General features: G+C 42.7%; 18 protein-coding genes. 7 read left to right on the top strand and 11 right to left on the bottom strand.

Translation table 11 applies throughout. From position 1 onward, the window contains the following. Positions 1-50: 50 nt before the first annotated feature. Positions 51-3923, bottom strand: a complete 3873-nt coding sequence (locus L2672_RS14070) for a S8 family serine peptidase (RefSeq protein ID WP_248996476.1) — start codon at positions 3921-3923, stop codon at positions 51-53. Positions 3924-4379: 456 nt separating this feature from the next. On the opposite strand from L2672_RS14070, the gene L2672_RS14065 reads away from it, so the two are divergent. Beyond that, positions 4380-5177 carry a hypothetical protein gene (locus L2672_RS14065; RefSeq protein WP_248996475.1) on the top strand — a complete coding sequence of 266 codons (798 nt, stop codon included), beginning with the start codon at positions 4380-4382 and terminating at the stop codon, positions 5175-5177. 99 nt (positions 5178-5276) lie between these two features. Next, positions 5277-7586: a penicillin acylase family protein gene (locus L2672_RS14060; protein ID WP_248996474.1), complete on the top strand. Its 2310-nt coding sequence runs from the start codon at positions 5277-5279 to the stop codon at positions 7584-7586. Positions 7587-7651: 65 nt separating this feature from the next. Here the strand turns inward: L2672_RS14060 and L2672_RS14055 are convergent, their stop codons facing one another. Further along, positions 7652-9511: a choice-of-anchor I family protein gene (locus L2672_RS14055; protein WP_248996473.1), complete on the bottom strand. Its 1860-nt coding sequence runs from the start codon at positions 9509-9511 to the stop codon at positions 7652-7654. Positions 9512-9707: 196 nt separating this feature from the next. Between L2672_RS14055 and L2672_RS14050 the strand changes: the two genes are divergently transcribed. The 3 genes from L2672_RS14050 to L2672_RS14040 all read left to right on the top strand — a co-directional run bounded on the left by L2672_RS14050 (position 9708) and on the right by L2672_RS14040 (position 12971). Further along, positions 9708-10589, top strand: coding sequence for a LysR family transcriptional regulator (locus tag L2672_RS14050; protein WP_248996472.1), 882 nt, complete (start codon positions 9708-9710; stop codon positions 10587-10589). Between the two features lie 110 nt (positions 10590-10699). After that, entirely contained in the window at positions 10700-11800 is a 1101-nt protein-coding gene (locus L2672_RS14045; RefSeq protein ID WP_248996471.1) for an alkene reductase, read from the top strand. 49 nt (positions 11801-11849) lie between these two features. Beyond that, positions 11850-12971, top strand: coding sequence for an alkene reductase (locus tag L2672_RS14040; RefSeq protein ID WP_248996470.1), 1122 nt, complete (start codon positions 11850-11852; stop codon positions 12969-12971). A gap of 40 nt (positions 12972-13011) precedes the next feature. On the opposite strand, the gene L2672_RS14035 is transcribed toward L2672_RS14040, so the two are convergent. The 6 genes from L2672_RS14035 to L2672_RS14010 form a co-directional block, all read right to left on the bottom strand. Next, positions 13012-13263, bottom strand: a complete 252-nt coding sequence (locus tag L2672_RS14035) for a hypothetical protein (protein WP_248996469.1) — start codon at positions 13261-13263, stop codon at positions 13012-13014. A gap of 48 nt (positions 13264-13311) precedes the next feature. Continuing rightward, positions 13312-14961 (bottom strand): phosphoethanolamine transferase, encoded by a 1650-nt coding sequence (locus tag L2672_RS14030; RefSeq protein WP_248996468.1) that lies wholly within the window; start codon positions 14959-14961, stop codon positions 13312-13314. 232 nt (positions 14962-15193) lie between these two features. Continuing rightward, positions 15194-15943, bottom strand: a complete 750-nt coding sequence (gene pstB / locus L2672_RS14025; RefSeq protein WP_248996467.1) for a phosphate ABC transporter ATP-binding protein PstB — start codon at positions 15941-15943, stop codon at positions 15194-15196. Positions 15944-16016: 73 nt separating this feature from the next. Further along, positions 16017-16886 (bottom strand): phosphate ABC transporter permease PstA, encoded by an 870-nt coding sequence (pstA, locus tag L2672_RS14020; RefSeq protein ID WP_248996466.1) that lies wholly within the window; start codon positions 16884-16886, stop codon positions 16017-16019. A gap of 1 nt (position 16887) precedes the next feature. Beyond that, positions 16888-17793 carry a phosphate ABC transporter permease subunit PstC gene (pstC, locus tag L2672_RS14015; protein ID WP_248996465.1) on the bottom strand — a complete coding sequence of 302 codons (906 nt, stop codon included), beginning with the start codon at positions 17791-17793 and terminating at the stop codon, positions 16888-16890. Between the two features lie 84 nt (positions 17794-17877). Then, positions 17878-18687 carry a phosphate ABC transporter substrate-binding protein gene (locus L2672_RS14010; RefSeq protein WP_248996464.1) on the bottom strand — a complete coding sequence of 270 codons (810 nt, stop codon included), beginning with the start codon at positions 18685-18687 and terminating at the stop codon, positions 17878-17880. Positions 18688-18820: 133 nt separating this feature from the next. On the opposite strand from L2672_RS14010, the gene L2672_RS14005 reads away from it, so the two are divergent. Next, positions 18821-18994, top strand: coding sequence for a hypothetical protein (locus tag L2672_RS14005; RefSeq protein ID WP_248996463.1), 174 nt, complete (start codon positions 18821-18823; stop codon positions 18992-18994). Between the two features lie 116 nt (positions 18995-19110). On the opposite strand, the gene L2672_RS14000 is transcribed toward L2672_RS14005, so the two are convergent. From L2672_RS14000 to L2672_RS13990, 3 genes are all read right to left on the bottom strand, one after another. Next, positions 19111-19314, bottom strand: coding sequence for a DUF2061 domain-containing protein (locus tag L2672_RS14000; protein ID WP_248996462.1), 204 nt, complete (start codon positions 19312-19314; stop codon positions 19111-19113). Positions 19315-19494: 180 nt separating this feature from the next. After that, on the bottom strand, positions 19495-20397 hold the full coding sequence (locus L2672_RS13995; RefSeq protein ID WP_248996551.1) for a 1,4-dihydroxy-2-naphthoyl-CoA synthase: 903 nt from the start codon (positions 20395-20397) through the stop codon (positions 19495-19497). Between the two features lie 84 nt (positions 20398-20481). After that, positions 20482-20832: a hypothetical protein gene (locus L2672_RS13990; protein WP_248996461.1), complete on the bottom strand. Its 351-nt coding sequence runs from the start codon at positions 20830-20832 to the stop codon at positions 20482-20484. A 78-nt stretch (positions 20833-20910) separates the two neighbouring features. Between L2672_RS13990 and ccoG the strand changes: the two genes are divergently transcribed. Then, positions 20911-22341 (top strand): cytochrome c oxidase accessory protein CcoG, encoded by a 1431-nt coding sequence (gene ccoG / locus L2672_RS13985; protein ID WP_248996460.1) that lies wholly within the window; start codon positions 20911-20913, stop codon positions 22339-22341. The last annotated feature ends 209 nt before the right edge of the window (positions 22342-22550 follow it).

Below are 22550 nucleotides of genomic sequence, written 5' to 3'. Positions count from 1 at the left end.
TTATGAAAGCCGTTTTTGTTTACAGGTAAAACTTAGCCTTAGTCTTAGTTTTAGTCGAGTAAGTAAGCTCGAATAGTGGTGACTTCAGTTTCACCACCTTGTGCATCTTGAACTTGAATTTGTAAATGAACAAAGTCACCTGCAACACCAGTGTTTGGTAATGTCGCGTACCATTGTCCATTACGTTGGCTAACGGTAGCGTCTTGCCAAGTGTTTTGCGTTTCAGCCATTGTGGTACATTTATAAACATAGCCTTCAACAATACACTCATCACCCACCGCATAACGAACCGCAACATGTGACAATTCAGCCATGTTGTCGAAATCTAAAGCAGCAAATATAGGGGCTTCAACCGCTTTGTTCGCCGTCATGGTATTTTCCATGGTGACCGGCAAATCTATGCTAGGGATTAATATTGGCTGTGCACCTTGCAGCTGGCTGTCAGTATTCCAACTATAGTGACCAATATACTGTGTTCCTAGCAACTCATTGCTGGTTGAGCTAGAGCCAAATTGGCGTAATTGGTAGGTGCGCTGCAAGGTTACTCGCGCCGTTTCGTCTGGCAGCTCATAAAATCCTGCTTTGGCAATCGCTACTTCACCATTAATATAGGTTTTGCTGTAGGCTGAGCCGTCTCGGCCAACAATACCATCATGACCAAAGCCATCACCAAAGTGAGGTAAGCTAACTTCTAACAAGTTAGTATCACGATACCCAATGGCTGAACCATTTGAGATTAATGACGCGCCTTTATTGGCTTTAAACCAAGTTACATCGTCTTTAAAACCTTCGCTATAGGTTCGCGCCCCTTCAAATAATGCGCCAGAGGTATAAGCAACAAAGCGAGGCATGACAATATCTGTCCAAGCACCGTCTCTGCCTGCAGAATAGTATTCTGTACGGGTTAACGGGGCGATTAAGGCCAAAGGTGTACCACCCGCGTAAAACGAGTTTAATCCTGCAACATGTGCATGCATATCTGTCCATACTGGGCGGCTGTCACCTTGAGAATAATAGTGAGCAGTACGTTGAGCTAGAGCTCGTGCGTTATTGTTTGCTGACTTGCTCGGGTGTTTATCTTTAACCTTTTGGTGCTCTTTACCACCATCAACATCAGGTGGGTAAAATTCAAGCGTACCCGTTTCAATACTGCCTTTACTGATGTTCCTTAAGTTGTAAGCATAAGGAGAGCGTTCAGGTGCAGTACCTGACCAATGTAGGGTTAAATTACCTTCAGCAGCTTCAGCCAGTAAGGTGGCTGCAGTGTTGCTGTCTACACCCACTGTTGGAATGGAATCAATACTGTAGGTGTTTGATTTAAAACGGCCATCAGCACTAGGTCTAGCACCAATTACGCCAATCGCTCCACGGGCAGCAATGGCTTTAATGCTGGTTGATGAGAAGTAATAAGGGAACTCAAGAATAACCACTTTACCAGCCATGTCATATTCATCCCATGGGGTTTGATAACCTTGGTCTTGAATAACAATCACTTCTGCACTGCCTTCACCATGAAAGTTCTTTGAAACCGACTGCAACGTATAGTCTAAGACGGTGCCATTACTCGTGGTAAGCGTTGTTTTAGGAGCAAGCGCTCTAGTGGTGATGAAACTATCAAACCGCTCATCATAACCATTTGATAATGCATACACTTCTGTCACATAGTCTGGCGCAATTTCAACTGTGCCAGCTTTAAGCAAAAAGTCATCATTTAAGCCATATGTGAATCCCGCACTGTAACCTTGTGACATTAATGGTTCGTTGGCTTTAAATTCAACAAGTTGGGCTTCAGACGCATTAAAGTCTAACACGGTGTTTTGGGTTATCTCGGTATCTAGCTCCGCCATCATTGCCATTGAGCGAACTAATCCGCCGTAATCACCTTGATGATCGTAAGTCATAATATAAGAGATAAGTGAGTATTCACCTTTAGGTAAGGTGAGGGTTCGGCTACCATTTTGCAGGCTTACACTGCCACCCCAACCATCTTCGCCACTCATAATATAAAACTTAGACGGCGAGGTAGCGGGTTTGCCATAACGGTCAAATAAGTTAACCGTTAAGTTAACTAATGGCGGGTTTACCCAATATGACAAAGGCACAGTGAAATTGGCTTTGTGTTTGCCCACTGACTTACCAACAAGACGTCCGCCAATGGTGCCGTAAGCGCTATTATCTAATTCAACACTTGGGTCGACCCATACTGGAATTTGAGCAACACTGTTGGCCGCAATGGTGACCTTAGAATCTTCTAACCAAATTGCATTGTGGGGGATCTCGCTTTCGCCATCCTCTCCAGTAAAGTCTAATGCTAACTTAATATTAATATCTTGGTCGCTAAGGTTTTCTACCGCTACAAAGCTTTTAACCGGTTCGGCGGTTTCACCATAAGTGAACAAGCCAAGCTCTTGTCCAGGGTTAGCGATTAATGACTGTTTAATCGCGGCATTAACATCCATTATGCCTGCGCCTTGTTCAAGTACGTCTGCCTGAGTTGCACTAACAGAAGACGTTAACACTTGTTTTAGTTGGCGCGGAGTGAGTTGAGGTCTTGCTTCAAGTAAAATTGCCGCGCCACCAGCAACATGGGGTGCTGACATAGATGTACCTGATAATGAACGATAAGCTTGTTCACCTTTACCGCCAGAAGCTGCGGCAATAACATTAACTCCTTGCGAGGCTATATCGGGCTTTAGGCTATGCCCGTCAGGGCTAGGGCCACGGCTAGAAAAGTTTGCTGTTTGGTTGCTTCTATCAACGGCTGCAACCGTTAATGCGCTTGGAGCACAGCCCGGAACACCAATGGTTTCACGGGTAAAGTTGTTACCAGCAGAAATCACAAACAACGCTTGGTCACTTAGTTTTTCGACTAAATCTACTGTTGGGCCATCACAGCTGGTGGCGCTGCCGCCAAGTGACATATTGACAATATCGGCGCCACTTTCAACAGCCCATTCCATTGCCTGCATGATCCCAGACATTGAGCCACTGCCGTTATCGCTTAACACTTTAGCTATTAACAGTTTGGCGTGAGGTGCCATGCCCGCATATTTGCCCGCTGACTCCACACCGTTTCCAGCTACAGTTGAAGCGGTATGGGTGCCGTGGCCATTGATGTCATCAACATCAGTATAAGGATAAACAAATGATTTACTGCCAATAACTTGTCCAGCTAAGTCAGGGTGATCGGTGTCATAGCCGGTATCTAATACCGCTACAGTTACTCCCATTCCTTTATATGGCGATGCATAAGTACCATAAGCACCGGTTAACGGCACTGTTGGATAACTATTATCTTTGGCAATGGAGTGGCTCCACCAATGCTGTTTTTTACGACTTTTACGCGGTTTGTGAGCCTCGATATTAGCGTCTAACCACACGCCTTGAATAGAGGTTGAGCCATTAATAGTAGACAGCAGATCTTGTAGATTATCTTTATCTACTCTCATGGCAATACTATCAATAATGTCAAACCTTGCCGTTAATGTGGCACCGGGAATCTTCAAGTGGGCGTTTTGTTGCGGCAGGCTTCCTTCTCGGTATTCAACAATCACCGGAAAGTCTTCGGTATTGTCATCGTCAAAACCTGAACGATACAACTTGGTTAGGTTAAACAGTTCTCGGTCAAGTAAGCCTTGCTCTACGTAGGTTGTTGCCTCTGGTGGAATGAGGTAAATATCATCTCCAAGTTGCTCAAGGCTGGTGATGACCTCCTCACCATCTGAGTTCAATAACCTTGCGCCATAAAGTCCGCGCTCTGGGGTTGCCATCGCACTGACTTTATCGCCAGTAATAAGCGTAAACTCAAGTGACTGAGCACTTTCATCGCTAATGTCTTGTGCGGTGGCTAAAGAAGATAAACTGAGAATGGTAATACCTAAAAGCTTGTTAGCGCTGCGCCTAAAGGGAATGCAGTCGTTCATAAATATCCTTATTTGTATTTTTTGCTTCGGGTTTTGTACGTTGCTTGGTGGACTTGCTAGACCAATTTATCGCAAAATTTCGCGTAACATCTAGGCAGTATTTGAATCAGTTTGTATCTGTAGGCTTATGGTTTTTAAGCTATTTGAGTTGGTTGTTCATAAATGTTGAACTAAGATTTTAATGTGGGTTATTTAAGCTTTTTGCCTAAGTTTATGATTTTATAGGTTTTAAATTCTTGTTGCGGCTAAAGGTATGTTGAGTAAGCCCTAAGGACGGTTGTTTAAAGGCAAATTAGCTGGCGGCCGACTACACAGATTGAGTCACAATATGCACTATAGGCATCATGTGATGCTCAATGTTATTTAATCATCAATCAATAAATTGCGTTAATAACGACGGTTGAGCTAAGTATTCACCCCCACTATCTGTTCGCATCAACATCGGGATATAAGATTATGATTAGTCATATTAAGGTTATTAAGTGCATTAGCTTAACTAGCGTGATGTTGTGCAGTTTGTATTCTGTTAGTGCGGACGCAGATATGTGTCCAAATACGCCACAAACTGTTGAAGGTATTGTGTATTGTGATAACCAGTTTACCTTGTGGGTAAATGGCGAAAAGGTGGCGGTAGACCCTGTAGCCTTTACCCCACATCAAGCGGTTAAGGTTGCTTTTGAGTGGGATGGCTCTTCTAGTTTAACTTACGCGATTCAGTGTGAAGACTATGCCTCTGCTTCAGGTTACGAGTACATAGAGTCAGACAAACCGCAGCTTGGTGACGGAGCACTTATTGCGGTGTTTAATGATGGATTAAACAAGGGAAAAGGTACGCAAACTTCAGCAGATTCATGGCGGGTACATACTGTAACCTTTGGCCCCACAGATGAAAGTATTGCAGCAGGGTGCAGCGCAGATAACCTCGCGGCTTGTGTGATTGAAAATCGCGGTATGCCAGATGGGTGGACTCAAGCCGAGTATGATGACAGCCATTGGCCAATGGCGACTCACTTTACCGCAAAACAAGCGGGCTGGGGCAGAAAGCCCACATGGACAGCAACCCAAGGATGCTGCACGTTAACCTCGCCAGTAGACCGCTCAACTATCGGCTGTGATAAATCAATTAATCAAAATCAATGCCTTTCACCCATTGTTGAGTTTGCTAACAGCGAGGCAGAGTTTATTTGGGCGCAAGATATAGAGCGTGATAACCGAGTATTGTTTAGATATACCGCATCTTGTAACACTCAGTAATTATTGGGGTTTAACAACTGAGCAACAACCGTTATGATGAGGAAAACTTAAATTAATTAGTGCTGTTGGTTTTTGCCTACACTACCTAACGACTCAATCATGAAAAAAATAATAACCACATTGGTGTCCGCCTTTTTAGGGCTAGCCCTACTAGGTGTGCTGGCGGTTTACTTTATCTTCAATGCAAGCTTGCCCAAGCTTAGCGACTCATTAACCTCTAGTTCTATTTCCGACCCGCTTATTGTGGCACGGGACAATTTGGGAACCGCCATTATTCAAGCCAATAGCCGTGCCGATGCCGCTTATGGTTTGGGTTATGCCCATGGCCAAGACCGATTTTTTCAAATGGATTTACTGCGCCGTAATGCCGCGGGTGAGTTAGCAGAAATTTTTGGTGAAAAAGCCCTTGAGCTCGATAAATCTAGGCGTTTTCATCAGCTACGTAAACGGGCAATGATGATTCTAGACACCTTGCCGGCAGCCGATAAAACCTTATTAGATAAATATGCTCAAGGGGTTAACGATGCTTTGGCGGCACAAGCTGTTGCCTCATTTGAATATTTACTCACTCAAAGTTCACCAACGCCTTGGCATCCCAGTGACAGTTTGTTGGTGATTTACAGTATGTATCTCGACTTACAAAGTAATACCATCAACAGAGACTTAGCCTTAACCGTATTACAACAGCACTTTGGTCAGCACATGGTCGACTTTATTATTCAGCCTAGTCCATATCAGGCGGCACTTGATGGCAGTGAGTTACCGTTAGAGTCTATTGAAATACCACAAATAGCGGCCAAAGATTTACAGCAAGCCAACATCACTGACATTGCAGATATTGCTGAAATTGGCAGTAATAACTGGGCTGTGTCTGGTACGTTGACCAAAAGTGGTAAAGGAATGTTGTCTGATGATATGCACTTGTCTTTTGCGGTGCCAATTATTTGGTATCGTGCGCAGCTAAATTACCAAACGAGTGCCCAGCAAGAGGTTCAAGTTACCGGAGTCAGCTTACCGGGGGCTCCGGCTATTGTGGTAGGAAGTAATAATCATCTGGCATGGGGCTTTACCAATGCCTACATTGATACTGCTGACTGGGTTAGGCTAACAGATGAGCAAACCCTAGTGGTTGAAGAAGTTATTAACACACCCGATGGTGAGCATATTTACCCGCTTGAAGTATCAACATACGGCCCGGTGGTGGATATTGCGGGTGGCAAATATGCCTTAAACTGGGTGGCTCATCAGCCTTATGCTGTTGATATGTCGTTAATGCAGTTAGAACAGATAAAAACTGTCTCAGATGCGGTAACTCAAGCAAGTCGTTTTGGTGTGCCGGTGCAAAACTTAGTGCTTGCGGATAAAAGCGGTGATATTGGCTGGACTTTAGCAGGGGCAATATTAAACCGCACGACACCGCAAAATAGCGCAATTACCGCCCAAGAGGTTGACCCTTATGTGTGGCAACAACGCGCTGCGTCTTCTCCTAGCCTGATTAACCCTGAATCACACCGTATATGGACCGCCAACTCAAGGGTAGTATCAACTCAACAACATCAAGCTTTAGGTGATGGAGGGTATGCTTTAGGGGCTAGAGCTGTGCAAATTCGCGCAGGATTAATGGCAAAAGATAAGTTTGATGAAGACGATTTTTATGAGTTACAGCTTGATAACCAAGCACAATTTTTATTGCCTTGGCATCAATACTTATCCAAAGTTCTACGAGACAATACCCAACAAGCTGACCAAGACTTTGCCAAGGATTTAAAGCAGTTAAAAGAATGGCAAGGGTGTGCCTGTAGCGAGTCTGTGGGGTATACCTTAACCCGTTACTTTAGAACTGAGATGATCAACATTGTTTTTGCGCCACTGGAAACAACATTGGCCGAGCAAGGGTTAAGCTTGGCAGTACTTAAACGCTATTTAGAGCCCGCAATATGGCAAATGATCGATCAACAACCGCAATCATGGTTGCCGGAGCAATATCAAAGCTGGGACGACTTAGTGCTTGGCGCGTATGTTCAAAGCAAGCAAAAGCTGCTGGCTAAATACAGTGACAATAATAAGCTGACTGATCTGACTTGGGGGCGAGTGAATGCGCTAACTATTCAGCATCCATTTTCAAAGTCTATGCCTATATTGGCTAAATTATTAGATATGCCGGTTAGAGCGGGTTTTGGTGACAGCTTTATGCCTGCTGTGCAAGGTAAAAGCTTTGGTGCTTCACAGCGCTTTATTGTGCAACCTGGACTAGAGAAAAATGCCATTATGACCATTCCAGGTGGTCAATCAGGCCATCCGTTATCTGACTTTTACCGCAGTGGTTTTAATGATTATATTAATCATCGTAAAACGCCATTACTGCCAAGCCAGTCGATTCATGAAATACGCTTTACCCCAGCACAATAACGGTGTGTAATGAAAACAAAAAAGGCCATGGAAACACCCTGGCCTTTTTGATTAACTTGTCCATTTTACAGTGAGGTTAATTGATACACGCTTGTAGAGCCACTGACTTCATTGCCAATAATCAGTAATGGTGCGCCAGTGGGGCTTTGGTCAGCATTAACAAATTTCATGCCTTCAGGGCCTAAGTCACCGGCTAATTCTGGTTGACCTGAAATATCATCGCCATCAATTTCAAATTCAATATCAAAGTCTCGGTTAACAATATAATCCACAAAGATGACGTTAAACGGGTTGGTGATATCGTAAATCATAAAGCCACCAGTACGTTCTAAACCAATAAAGGCATAGGTCACATCACCAATGGTGCCAATAGCTAACGCTTCTGGCTCTGGGCCTTTATCGTCACTGCGGCTATCACCTTTGCTTTCTTCATTATGGTTATTAAATTGCTCACCGAGTAAGGCGGCAGTAATTTTCTCAAAGTCGTTGCCACTATCAAAAACTTGTTGGCCTGCGGCAGTCCAAATTGAAAATGAACGCCCGCCATAAGAAACAATTTGGTCATAATCGCCGTCATTGTCGATGTCGCCCATAGAGGTGGTCACTTTTAAGCGGCCCAATTGGGTTTTGTCTTGGGCGGCAGCGACTTGAGGGTGGTTAGCATCAAGGGTTAAGTCTTCTGCACGAACTTCTTCAGAAAAGCCATCATAGTCTCGAGCATCACCTTCATTCGCACTAACGATAAATGAGCGGTTGTTCCACTCATAGCTGGCAATTGAATCTGGCTGATACAAACCATAAACGCCTTCATAGGATTGAAGGTTGATAGCGTCGTCTTTATCGCTGGCATCAAGTGCATTTTCAGCTAAGCCAAAGTCTTTTATCCCTAGGGGGAAAATAGCGCTTACCGCCGCATTTTCGATATCAATCACCGCCATAGCGTTGTTTTCTTGCAAGCTAACAAAAGCGGTTTTGCTGTCGGCTGAAACAGTAATATATTCAGGCTCTAAGTCTTGTGCAACGCTAGCATTTGGGCCATTAATTTTAATCTTGCTGCTAATTTCATCTGCTCGACTTTGGCCAACATTAAACTCAGTAAAACCAACCGAAGTTGCGCTGGTGGCTGGCATATTGTCAGTAATGTTAATAATCGACACGCTACCTTGTGGGTCAACGTCGTAAGCACTATTGGGCTCACCTTCATTAGCCACTAATAATGTGTTGCCATCAGGGCTGAATGTTAAGTTATCGGGTAGTGCGCCAACGTCCACACTGTGGATTAATGCCGGTGCTGCAGTAGCCGATAAGCGATAAAATGCCACAATACCTAATCCTTGGGTTTTATTGCCATTTTCATCTTCTTTTTCTACCGCCATAGCCAATAGATCACCGTAAACACTAACACTGTTAACGCTGCCTAAACCGCTTATGGCGGTATCGGCTGCAACATCAATAGTGCTGACTTTTGTTAGGTTATTTAAGCGTGTTGGCTCGGTTGTGGCTGTCGCGGTTAAGCTTGATAAATCTAATACATCAACCATACCGCTTTGAGCATTTACTACGTAGGCAGATTGAGTTAACGACGCATAATCAACAATTTCAGCGGCGCTTTTGCCAAAAACACCAGACTCGTAACGGCCTATCAAGTTCACCGCCAGTTCAGTTTGTTGTGGCTGGCATTGATATTGAGTTTGTGCAGAATCTACTTCGTCAGCATCCAGTACGCCATTCGCGTTGGCGTCTAAACCTGTTGTCACCATACTGCCACCAAATGGACACATTTGATGACCGGGTTCAATGGCCTGAATGTCAATTAGCGCATTTAAACCGTCACTACCATCGGTGCCATTATTGCCATCATCGCCGTTACAGCCGGTAAGTAGTATAGAAGATATGATAAGTGAAAGTGGAAGTAGCTTGCCCATGTCAGGTCCTTGTTTGGTGTGATAATTTGCACTTAACCTACGTAAAGTTAATGACACTAAAAGGATACTTTTATGACAGAAATGTAAAACCCGACAGCTGATAACCTGTATTAATCTAATGGGTATAAGCTAGAGTTGAACGTGTTTAGGGCGCAATATGTTGTGAATAACCCCCGTTGTCAGTTAAGGAGCAAACATGCTTACTCGGTCAGATGACCTGGATATTTTACTCAGTGTGGTAGATTGCGGCAGCTTTTCAGCGGCTGCAGAGGCGTTAAATATTCAAGTAGCTAAAGCGTCACGCTCGGTCAGTAGAATTGAGTCTCAACTTGGGGTGAGTTTATTTAATCGTACTACTCGCAGAATAGAAGTGACGGAAGAGGGCAAACAATTTATTAAAGCAGTACGAGATGGCTTATACATTATCAAACAGGCTGAAGAGGCCTTGTTGCTTCAAAAAGATGTGCCTAAAGGCCGCTTGCGTGTTGATGCTGCTAGCCCGTTTGTATTGCACCAATTGGTGCCATTAGTTAAATCATTTAATCAAGCCTACCCTCATATTGAATTGGAGCTTAGTTCAAATGAAGGCATAGTCGACTTACTTGAAAAACGCACTGATGTGGCTATTCGAATAGGTCAATTACGCGACTCCACCTTACATGCAACATCGTTAGGCAAAAGCGCCTTGTATATTGTGGCCTCGGCACAATATTTAGCGCAGCACGGTAAGCCGCAAACTGTGGCAGATTTAGCACAACATCAGCTGGTGGGGTTTGTTGCGCCCAAGGTGTTAAATGAATGGCCGTTGGCTAACTTTGCGCCCATACAGCCTCATATAGCTGTAAGTAGTGGTGAAACCATTAGGCAATTGGTGCTGCAAGGTAATGGCATTGGCTGTTTGTCAGGCTTTATGGTTAAAAAAGATATTGTCAGTGGCGCGCTGGTGCCATTGTTTGAAGATGAAAAGTTAACCAATACCGGCCGTGAACAAATTAGCGCGGTGTACTATAAATCCAGTGTGTTATCTAAACGCATTTCGGCATTTGTTGACTTTATTCAAACTCGGCTAACTTTGTAATCTATTCATGTTTGCAAAAACGACAAAAGTAAATTGTGATTATTGCGGTTAATTAACCTTACAATGTCATTGTATGATGTGTGCATCAAACAAATAGAGGCACACACATTATGGCAAATGCATTATTTTCTCCCATTAAACTTGGCAAGCTTACCCTTAAAAATCGCATTGTAATGCCACCCATGACCCGCTCACGTGCTTCACAACCCGGTGATGTGGCCAATACATTAATGGCAACTTATTATGCTCAACGCGCCAGTGCGGGGCTTATTGTGTCAGAGGGGACGCAAATATCACCCCAAGGCAAAGGCTATGCGTGGACACCGGGTATTTATTCTGCTGAACAAATAGCTGGCTGGAAAACCGTTACCAACGCGGTGCATCAACAAGGTGGAGTGATATTTGCTCAAATATGGCATGTTGGCCGTGTGACTCACCCTGACAATATTGGTGGCGAACAACCCCTTTCTTCATCGGCATTAAAAGCACAAAACGTGAAAGTGTTTGTTGATAACGGCACCGACGAACCCGGCTTTGTTGATGTTGTTACCCCACGTGAAATGACTAAAGCTGATATTAACCATGTGGTTGAGCAATATAAGCAGGCCGCTTTAAATGCTATAGAGGCAGGCTTTGACGGCATTGAATTGCATGCTGCCAATGGCTATTTGGTGAATCAGTTTATTGATTCTGAATCTAATGCCCGTACTGATGAATATGGTGGCTGTTTAACTAATCGATTACGCTTTTTAGATGAAGTGGTTACCGCTTTAGTTGAGGCCATTGGCGCTGACCGAGTTGGGATTCGCTTAGCCCCTTTAACCACGTTAAATGGCACAGTAGATGCTAACCCGCAACACACCTATGTTGAGGCGGCCGCATTATTGAATCGTCATCAGGTGGTGTATTTGCACATTGCAGAAGTTGATTGGGACGATGCACCAGATACGCCAACCTCATTTAAACAAGCCCTGCGCGATGCCTATAAAGGCACGCTGATCTATGCCGGTCGCTACAATGGCGACAAAGCTGATAACGCCATTACCGATGGGTTAGCAGACATGATTGGCTTTGGCCGTCCTTTTGTGGCGAATCCAGATTTACCTGAGCGCATAAAACACGGTTATCCGCTGGCAGAGCATGATGCAACCACGCTATTTGGCGGTGGTGCTAAAGGCTTAACTGACTATCCCGTTTATCAAGCGAAGTAGCCGTTTGCTCAAGCACGTTACCCGCAAATTAATTTTTTAGGATAAATGAATGAACCAAGTAGATTTATTCAGCCCGTTTACCCTAGGTGAGCATGGCAAACACAACACCGTATTAAATAACCGTATTGTTATGGCACCCATGACCCGCTCGCGTACAACTCAGCCCGGCGACGTGCCTAACGATATGATGGCTAAATATTATGCCCAGCGCGCAACAGCAGGGTTAATTATTACAGAAGGCTCGCCTGTTTCAGCGGTTGCCAGAGGCTACTCATTAACTCCTGGTATTTATACTCAAGCCCATATTGATGGTTGGAAAAAAACCACCGATGCGGTGCATAAAGCAGGTGGCAAAATTTTTATTCAGCTATGGCATGTTGGCCGTAGAAGCCACTCAATTATTGCCGGTGAGCAGCCTGTTGCGGCCTCAGCTGTAAAAGTGGCCGACAAAGTCTATGGGCCATTACCCGAAGGCGGCTTTGGCATGATTGAAACAGAAGCGCCAAGGGCCATGAGTTTAGAAGATATTGCTCAAACTCAGGCTGATTTTGTTCAAGCAGCAAAAAACGCCATTGAAGCTGGGTTTGACGGGGTAGAAATACACGGTGCTCATGGTTACCTATTTGATACTTTTATGCGCCAAGCCAGTAATCAACGCACAGATCAATACGGTGGCAATATCGAAAACCGTATGCGCTTTATGTTAGAAACGCTGCAAGCTGTAGCTGATGCCATTGGTGGTGAAAAGGTGGCGGTTAGGGTGTCGCCTCACGTGCTTGAGGGAGATAAAACTCCCGACACCGAAATAAAACCACTGATGATAGCGGCGCTAGCCAAAATGATGCCGATGAACTTAGCTTATGTGCACTTTTCAGAAAATATTTCTGAGTTTGAACCGGTTACCGATGAGTTTCGCCAGCAAGTGCGAAGTGTGTATAGCAACCCAATTATGGTTGCTGGAAAACTCACTCAACACAGTGCCCAAGCGTTATTGAACAAAGGTTATGCAGACCTAGTTGCCTTTGGTACGCCTTATGTGAGTAACCCAGACTTAGTTGAACGATTTAAACAAAATTGGCCACTAGCAGAGTTTGATGCTGACGCAAGATTAACCTTATACGGTGGTGGTGAAGCAGGTTATACCGATTACCCAGCATATCAAGCGAGTTAATTTTCGGTTTAGTAAGCTGGATAAAGTCACCATAAATGCGTTATTTCATGGTGACTTTACCGCCAATCATTTTGAATGCAGGCGCACCTCTTATTAACGTGTCGCGTGCAAATACCACTTCACAGTTGGGGCAAGTGCAGGGTGTGTGGGTATGATCTTCCACAATACGCTCTTTAAAGCACTTCACTAGCGCCCCTTTGCCTCCTTTTCGATACTTAAATAGCGGTGTTTTACACTTAGCACAATAAATATTAACGGTTCTAACTGGGCCTTTAGGGTTAGGCTTTGCCATGTTGTCTTGCCACTTGAATTATCAGTTATGGGGCAAGTTTAACAATGATTATCGCTCAATAGTATTAGGGTATGGTTGGCGACACTGGGCAAAAACATCTTGGTGCTGTCGGTACTCGGTTGTTTTTACGTCCATCAATCCAAGTAATGAGTCAAACAAGTTGTCATGGGAATAGCTATTTTCTTTTGCCGCTTTTATTAAGCAGTTAGTGTTTAATTGTTTTTGCTGAGCAAATTCAGTTGATGTCCACAATATCATTGGCACATGGGTTTGTTCTTTAGGGGCAATAGAATAAGGCATACCGTGAAGGTAAATGCCGTTTTCGCCCAATGATTCACCATGATCAGATATATACAGTAATGCCACGTTATATTTATCTTCCAGTGCTTTAAGCTTTTCTATGGTCTGAGCAATAAAGTAGTCGGTATATAAAATAGTGTTGTCGTAACTGTTGACCACTTGCTCAGTGCTGCAGTTTTCAATGTCGGCTTTAGGGCAGTCTGGAGTAAATTGTTTATGCTCTTCTGGATAGCGCTTAAAGTAGGTCGGCCCGTGTGAACCTGATAAATGGTAAAACAAAATGCTGTCTTGATTGAGATTAGCGGTATCTTGTTCAAAGCCTTCTAACATGGCGGTGTCGTAACACTCTTGAGAATTACATAAGTGGTCTGCATCATCTGGCAATAAGGTCATTTTTTTAATGTTATGGGCCGCGCCTTTATCACCGCCATCATGTTCTCGCCACATCGCATAAATACCTGCACGAGTCATAATGTCGATAACATTGTCTTGGTTATAGGCGGTTTCTTTGTCGTAATTAGCCCTGTTCATATTGGAAAACATACAAGGTACAGACACTGCCGTTGCGGTTCCGCAAGACTCCACATTGGCGAAAAATATTGGCTTGTAGGGAGCGGTATGTGCATTGGTTTGTCGTTGATAGCCATAATACTGATAGTTATGTACTCGGGCTGTTTCCCCTAAAACAAAGACTAATAAAGTGGGCTTGCCGTTAGCATTGTGTGGCGAAACCTGCTTGGCATCTAAACCTATTTGCCTATAGGGCATAGGTTGCTTGATATAAGTGTTGTTAATGTATTTAGTGGTGGATATAAGGTATTCCGTGGGAATAATCATTTTTTTAAGGTGACTATTGTTGCGGCCAATTGAAGCATAGTCTTTATAAAATAGCCCTGCTATTGCTGCAATTATTAATATTGATACCAGCATGTATAGCGCTTTTAACCCTAAAAAACGCTTCCAAGTACTAAACTCTAAACGGGTAAATAGTAATAATATTGCAGGTAACCCTCCCATCATAATGAGCCAGATTGTTGAGTAGACACTGATGTAATTGGAGGCTTCTTCTGAGGTGGTTTCAAAGGTGTTTTCTATCATGCCGTAGTCGACATATATACCATAATTGAACATGGCATAGCTGACCAAACTTGAGGTTAATAACAGAAAAACAAATATCGGTTTAGCCAGTTTTGGCCAGTTAAGAAGGTGGAATATAAAGGTAAAGGCGGCCATGAAAAACAGCGGTATTGAAATAACAAAGACGATTTTTACCGCATCTAAATTTTGAATAATATTAACTATTTCGCGAGCCATGGGAAGGTTGACGACTAAGGTGTAGTACAAGGCTAATACTATAGGCAAGGTATTAAGCTTTAAGCTGAGCTTAGGCATCTTCATTTATGGTTATTCTCCACACTTTTATGCGTTCGCTAACAATATTGAGTCGTTGATGGCTAGCACAATTTATAAAGAGCTTTATAAATTGTTTTAGCGAATTATAGGCTTAAAATGTGAAATGAATAATTAAAATCAATTTATCTGTCAAAGGCGGCTTTGAATTTGGCTTTTATAAACAACTAAGGCAGCTAATGCTGCCTTAGTGTTACTACAGTAAAACGGTGTTGAGTTATTAACCAAACTCGCCACTCACATAACCTCGTGTTCTCGAGTCTTGAGGGTGGTTAAACACTTGATGAGTTTCACCTTGCTCAATCAGTTCACCCATCCAGAAAAAGGCGGTTCTATCTGAAATTCGCTTAGCTTGGTTCATTGAATGGGTCACAATCACAATGGTGAACTTTTTACGTAACTCGTCCATTAACTCTTCAATTTTATGGGTGGCAATAGGGTCAAGTGCGCTGGTGGGCTCGTCCATTAGAATAACTTCAGGCTCCATAGCAATAGCACGGGCAATGCACAAACGTTGCTGTTGTCCGCCAGATAAACCAAATGCTGGCGAATTTAGTCTGTCTTTTACTTCATCCCAAAGTGCAGCGCCTCTTAACGAGTCTTCAACCACTTTATCTAGAACCGCTTTGTCTTTTACGCCTTGTGCTTTAAGTCCAAAGGCAATGTTTTCGTAAATACTCATCGGGAATGGGTTGGGCTTTTGAAATACCATGCCCACGCGCATTCTTAATTGTTTTACGTCGATATCGGCATAAATATCTTCGCCTTCAAAGGCAACAGTGCCCGATATTTTTACCCCAGCTACTAAGTCATTCATTCTATTCAACGTGCGCAACAGGGTTGATTTACCACAACCCGATGGACCAATTAAGGCAGTGACTTGTCGTGACGGAATATTAATTGAAATATCTTTTAGTGCGTGATTTTCGCCGTAATAAAGATCTAAGTTACTAACTGCTAATTTATTCATTTTAAAGCCTTTAAAACACGACTATTCGTGTTAACTGAATTCTGTTTATGCTGCTTGGTTCATTTTGTAGCAGCTACGCTGATTTATTTAATTTTGTGGCTATAACCTTAGTGGCTAAATTCAAAAATAATATCAACACAATCAATACTGTCGCGGTGGCGTATGCCTGATCCCACTCATATTGGGTAAATAGCTCTTGGGTTAATTTATACAAATGCACCGTGAGTGTTCTGCCTGACTCCAGTACAGATTCTGGTATTTGTGTAACCATACCGGCGGTAAGAAATACTGGTGCTGACTCACCAATAACGCGTCCGGTACTTAAAATAATTGAAGTCACAATGCCCGGTAGTGCGCTAGGTAATATTAAGCGCCAAATGGTATAAATTTTACTACAACCAAGTGCGTAGCCACCTTCACGGTAACTCATTGAAACCGCTATAAGCGCTTCTTCTGTGGTGCGAATAATCACAGGCAGGATCAGCATGGCTAAGGTTAATGCGCCCGATAAAATTGAAAAACCCAGCCCTAAGGTAGTGACAAAAAATGTCATCCCAAATAAGCCATAAACAATTGAAGGAATACCCGCTAATGATTCGGTACAAAAACGAATAACCTGTACCATTTTACTGCCGAGCTTGGCGTATTCAGTTAAGTAAATAGCGGTCATAATGCCGATAGGTGCAGCAAAAGCCAGTGATAACAACACCATATATATGGTAGAAACAATCATTGCCCAAATACCAGAAGCTTCACCAATACGGGTATAGGCTCCGGTAATGAACTCCCAGCTCACATGGCTTAGGCCGTTAGATAAGATGTGCCAAACCACCCACAATAAGAACAAAATGGTAATCGCGGCTGCGCCCCAAACGGCTTTATAAAGCAGTTTGTCTTTGCGCTGTCTAGCAAGTGAGGTTTTAGGATCGATATACTGAGACATATTAGTAAGCTCTTTTTCTATTTAAATATAACAATGAGCCGTTTAGCAGCACGATAAACGCAAGCAATACAATACCTGTAGCATAAAGTGCACTGGCATGAACGCCTGTTGCATAAGACATTTCCATTGCAATATTAGCGGTAAGGGTTCTGGCGGGTTCTAATAGAGAACCTGGCATGGCTGGCGCGTTTCCCATCACCATAATAATGGCCATGGTTTCACCTATTGCTCGTGCTACACCTAATGCCACAGCGGTTAAAATTCCGCTTTTGGCCGCAGGAATTAACACTTTGCATACGCTATAAATGTGCGATGCACCAAGCGCTAATGCTCCTTCTTTATAAATAGGCGGTAACGCTCTAATGGAGGTTTCAGAAATGGTGATAACCGTTGGCAAAATCATAATGGCCAATACAATGATTCCCGCTAAAATTGTGTTACCAGCAGGAATGTTAAAAAGCGTTTCAATGGCAGGGACAATAATAACGAGTCCAAAAAAGCCATAAACTACAGAAGGAATGCCTGCTAAAAGCTCTACAGCAGGGCGGACAATATCCGCAAGCCACTTAGGGGCAATTTCAGCTAAAAATACCGCGGTTAAAATAGCAATGGGAACCCCAATAATCACTGCGCCAGTGGTCGAAATAATTGAGGCAACGATCATCGGTAAAATGCCGTATAAGGCCGGAGGCAGCCATTCTTTACCTGTTATAAATTCAACAACACCTGCTTCACTAATGGCAGGTAGTCCTTCGTTAAATACAAACCATCCAATGGTACAGACTGATAAAACACCCACCATGGCACTAGATAAAAAAAGCAGGTGAAAGAATATCTCTTTCATATCTATTGCTTTGTTAGGTTCTAGTTGTAGCCCTTTAATCTGGGCCTTCGTTATCGTGTTCATCATTTAACCTCAGGGTGTTGCAGATGATTAATTGTGGGAATAACAAAGAGGAGCTTAAGCTCCTCGTTTAAGCTTGAGTATTAATTACTGAACGCGAATATAACCTTGTTCAGCAATGATGCTTTGGCCATCGTTAGACATAATGAAATCAACAAATGATTGCGCACTTGGGTGAGGCTTGTTATTCACTAATAAAATGAATGGGCGAGCAATGTGATAATCTCCAGCTGCGATGTTTTCATCACTGGCTGCAACACCGTTAACACTTAATGCTTGTAGTGAGTCATCTACAGAACCCAGTGAAATATATCCAATTGCATAGGGGTTGTTAGCAACAATGGTTTTAATCATACCGTTACCATTACCCACTTGAGCTGTTGGAGTAATTGCTGTGACTTTGTGGCCATTTACAGTACGTTGTAAATCCATGATTTCTTCAAATGCACCACGAGTACCTGAACCATTCTCACGAGTTACCACAACGATTGGACGAGCTTCGCCACTCACTTCACTCCAATTAGTGATTTCACCACGGTATATTTTAGAAATTTGTTGTTGAGTTAAATCTTTTACAGGATTGGCTTTATTAACGGCAGCGGCAATACCGTCACGAGCAATAACCACTTCCTTTATTTCGCTGTTTAGTTCGTTGTCTTTAATATTACGAGATGACATCCCTAGCATGCTGGTACCCTCTTTGGCGGCGCGAATTCCCGCTGAAGATCCTGTGCTTTGGACTTCAACACTCTTTTGTGCTTTGTTTTGGTAGTTTTCAGCTAAAACTTCCATAACGTGTGCAACCGAGGTTGAGCCTGAAACTGTAACGGTTTCAGCGTTTGCTAATGGCGCAGTTAATAAGCCAACTGCGGTTAATAAGCCAATGACCTTTTTCATCTTTTTTCCTACTTTCAATAGTGTTTTATCAATGCAACCTTGACTGCAATAAGCGTTAGCAATGTACTTGCCTCGTTTGGAGCCGCTGCATTAAAACCGATGAATATGACAGTAAAGTTACAGTGGTTTTGGGGTGACATTTGCTGGTGCAGCGGTAGGTGTTATTAGCAAGTTTGGCTTTTGTTATGCGGGTGTGGCTGCAGGTGGAGTGAAAATATTATTGAGCAGTCGATTCTTAAATAGCTTATTTGTACAAGTTCAGCGCTTTAAGGGGATGAGTGTTAAACGTGTCGGCCTAAGATATTGATTATTAATGATGAGTTAAGCTTTAATTAAGCAGGGGGTTGTCGTTGTAAGCTAACTTTTGTTTCAAATTGATAACAAAATAGTTTTGTGAAAGTTTTATGACAAAGGACTTTAACGCTAAGCTTGTACCACGGCATTAGCGGCTAGGTTCTTAGCTTCAATACGCTTCCAGACTTTTTCATGGAAGTAAAAAACTACCGTGTTAACCATTGGCTCAACTAGTGCGACCGCACCACCAATAACCAAAGAGCCTGTTAATAAGTAAGTAATAGTGAAAGCAACACTAAAGTGTAAGATGGCAAAAGAGGCAGTTTTTTTCATGATAATATTCCTAATGTTTAATTTTTGAAAATGATAATCGTTATCATTTGTGTTGTAAACAGGTATTGTCCGATTAAGGTTATCGACAAGTTCGTTTAATTAAAGGAGCGCTAGGAATAAAAAATGCCTATCGAATAGATAGGCAGGTTGAATAATGAGTATAGAATGCTGTAATGATGATTAATAATGCCAAGGGAACTTAGAAAAATCTTGGTCGCGTTTTTCTAAAAAGGCATCACGTCCTTCCTGAGCTTCATCGGTGCCATAAGCTAAACGAGTCGCTTCACCGGCAAATAGCTGCTGACCCACTAAACCATCATCAGGTAAATTAAAGCCGTATTTAAGCATACGCATTGCAGTGGGTGACTTGCTGTTAATTTCCTTAGCCCAATTCAACGCTTCGGTTTCAAGTTCTGCATGAGGAATGGCACGGTTCACCATTCCCATATCAAACGCTTCTTCAGCACTATAGTTAAAGCCTAAAAAGAAAATTTCTCGAGCACGTTTTTGGCCAATCATTTTCGCTAAATAAGCACTGCCATAACCTGAATCAAAACTGCCGACATCTGGGTCGGTTTGTTTGAATATAGCGTGTTCTTTTGAGGCTAACGTTAAATCACATACAACATGTAAGCTATGACCGCCACCAACAGCCCAGCCTGGAACAACGGCAATGACCACTTTAGGCATAAAGCGGATCAGTCTTTGTACTTCTAATATATGTAATCGCCCCATTTTGGCTACATCGGGTTGGTGTTCACCTTCTCCTTCATATTTATAGCCATCTTTGCCTCGAATACGTTGATCTCCGCCAGCGCAAAATGAATATTGCCCTTTTGCAGAGGGTCCGTTACCCGTCAATAATACACAGCCAACATCTGACCATTGGCGTGCATGATCCAACGCGGTATAAAGTTCATCTACCGTTTTAGGACGGAAAGAGTTAAGGCAGTCAGGGCGATTAATCGCAATTCTTACCGTGCCTTGGTCTTTAGCTCTGTGATAGGTGATATCGTCAAAGTTAAAGCCGCTTACTTCATCCCAACGAGTGGGGTCAAAAATATCAGAAACAGGGGTTGTCATCATTTCCTAGCCTTTTTCAATCAATTACCCAAAGGCTAGGTTGTATTTATTGGCAGGTCAATCTAGCGAGGATAAAATCGTTAACTAAATCTTGTCACAGATAAATTGTAAATTTTCTCGACTAAAAACAGGGTGGGTACTGCGAGAACCAGTACAATATTGTTCTTTAAAGTCGGCAATGGCTTCTTGATCAATAAAGACCCCATCTAATTCACGGATCTCAACAGTAGATAATCGCTCATATATCGATTCTTTTAATTTTGGAATCGAGGTATCTACTCGTTGAATCTTCGTTCCTGTCATTGAGGTGACTTTTTTATCTGCTTTTTTAAAGATGTTTTCTATATACTCTATAGGTTCATCTAACTTGTCTGTTTCGGTGGCAAAATAAAAAATAGTGCCAGCAATTATGGCTAAACCTATCCAACCTCTCATTTTTTGATCCAATTTAATGTTAGAAAAGGGATATACTATTCCAGTTTCTTTGTAATGTTAATGTAGTAAGGCTGTAAAATGACAATAGAGTCAAAATCAAAGGATTTTTCCAAACAAAATCGCATTAAGATTCACCAGCCCGATGTTAGCAAAGCTGACCGCTTTAACCCACGCAATCGAATATATGTTCGCGCCGTTGATGGACTATGGAGTTCACTACGTCGTCGAATGGGATGGGTTGCCATGCTCTTCTTTCTTATTCTGCCATGGATTCCATGGGGAGACAGGCAAGCCGTCTGGTTCAATTTAGCCGAGCAAAAATTTCATGTCTTTGGTTTAACCATATGGCCGCAAGATCTTACCCTATTAGCTGCACTATTTATGATAGCTGCTTTTGGACTTTTTTTCGTTACTACATATTTAGGGCGAGTCTGGTGCGGCTACACTTGTCCGCAAACTGTTTGGACATTTATCTTCATCTGGTTTGAAGAAAAACTAGAAGGGGCACGTAATAAACGTATCAAGTTAGACCAAATGCCGTGGAGCTTTAATAAAGTATGGCGAAAAACAGCTAAACATGGTGCTTGGATACTAGTGTCATTATTAACGGCTATGACATTTGTGTCTTACTTTGTCCCTACTAGAGAGGTTTATATAGACGTCTTTACCCTTAATGCAGATGGCAGCATATATTTTTGGGTAATCTTCTTCACTATAGCAACATATGGTAATGCAGGTTGGATGCGTGAAATTATGTGCATTCATATGTGTCCTTACGCGCGATTCCAAGCGGCAATGTTTGATAAAAATACTTATATAGTAGGTTATGACACAAAACGTGGTGAAACCCGTGGCCCTAGATCACGTAAAGCTGACCCAAAAGCATTAGGGCTAGGTGACTGCATAGACTGTGATTTATGTGTACAAGTTTGTCCGACAGGAATTGATATTCGAAATGGACTCCAATACGAGTGTATTAATTGCGGCGCCTGTATTGATGCGTGTGATACCACAATGGAGCGCATGGGCTATGACAAAGGATTAATTAACTACACCACCGAAAACAAATTAGAAGGCATAAACGAAAAAGTACTCAGACCTAAGTTAGTTGGTTATGGTGTAGTTCTAACGGTAATGGTATTGGTATTCATCTATGCTAGCGCAACTATCGCACCAGTAAGAATGGATGTGATTCGAGATCGTAATGCTTTATACAGAGAAAATAATCGTGGTGAAATTGAAAACACCTTCACTATTAAGATTCTCAATAAGACAGAAGCAAAACACCAATATAAATTAAGTGTTGATGGTTTGAATAACGCTAAATGGATTGGACCTGACTCGATTTCGCTAGAAGGGGGTGAAGTATTAACTCTACCTATTAGTGTTGCAGTCGATCCTGTTGAATTAAAACGTACCATTACCAACATTAATATAGTTGTAGAAGCCACAATCGATGGAAAACAAGTTATTACTACCCAAGAAACCCGTTTCTTCGGGGAAATGTAACTTCTCAATAGCACCATTAAACAGATAAACACGATAAAAAAGGGGGCGTTTAGCCCCTTTTTTATACGTTTCGTTGAAAAAACACCCCGTCAGATATGTTTTTGCAAAAAACTTCAAAAAAGGGGTTGCGCAAAAATCTGAGCTCCCTATAATGCGCATCCACTGACACGGCACAGCAGCAAACACAAGGTGTATGCAGCAAGCCAGAC

It is taken from the genome of Shewanella gaetbuli (assembly GCF_023284065.1).
GTDB classification, from domain to species: domain Bacteria; phylum Pseudomonadota; class Gammaproteobacteria; order Enterobacterales; family Shewanellaceae; genus Shewanella; species Shewanella gaetbuli.
This window is presented reverse-complemented; position numbering and strand designations above follow the sequence as displayed.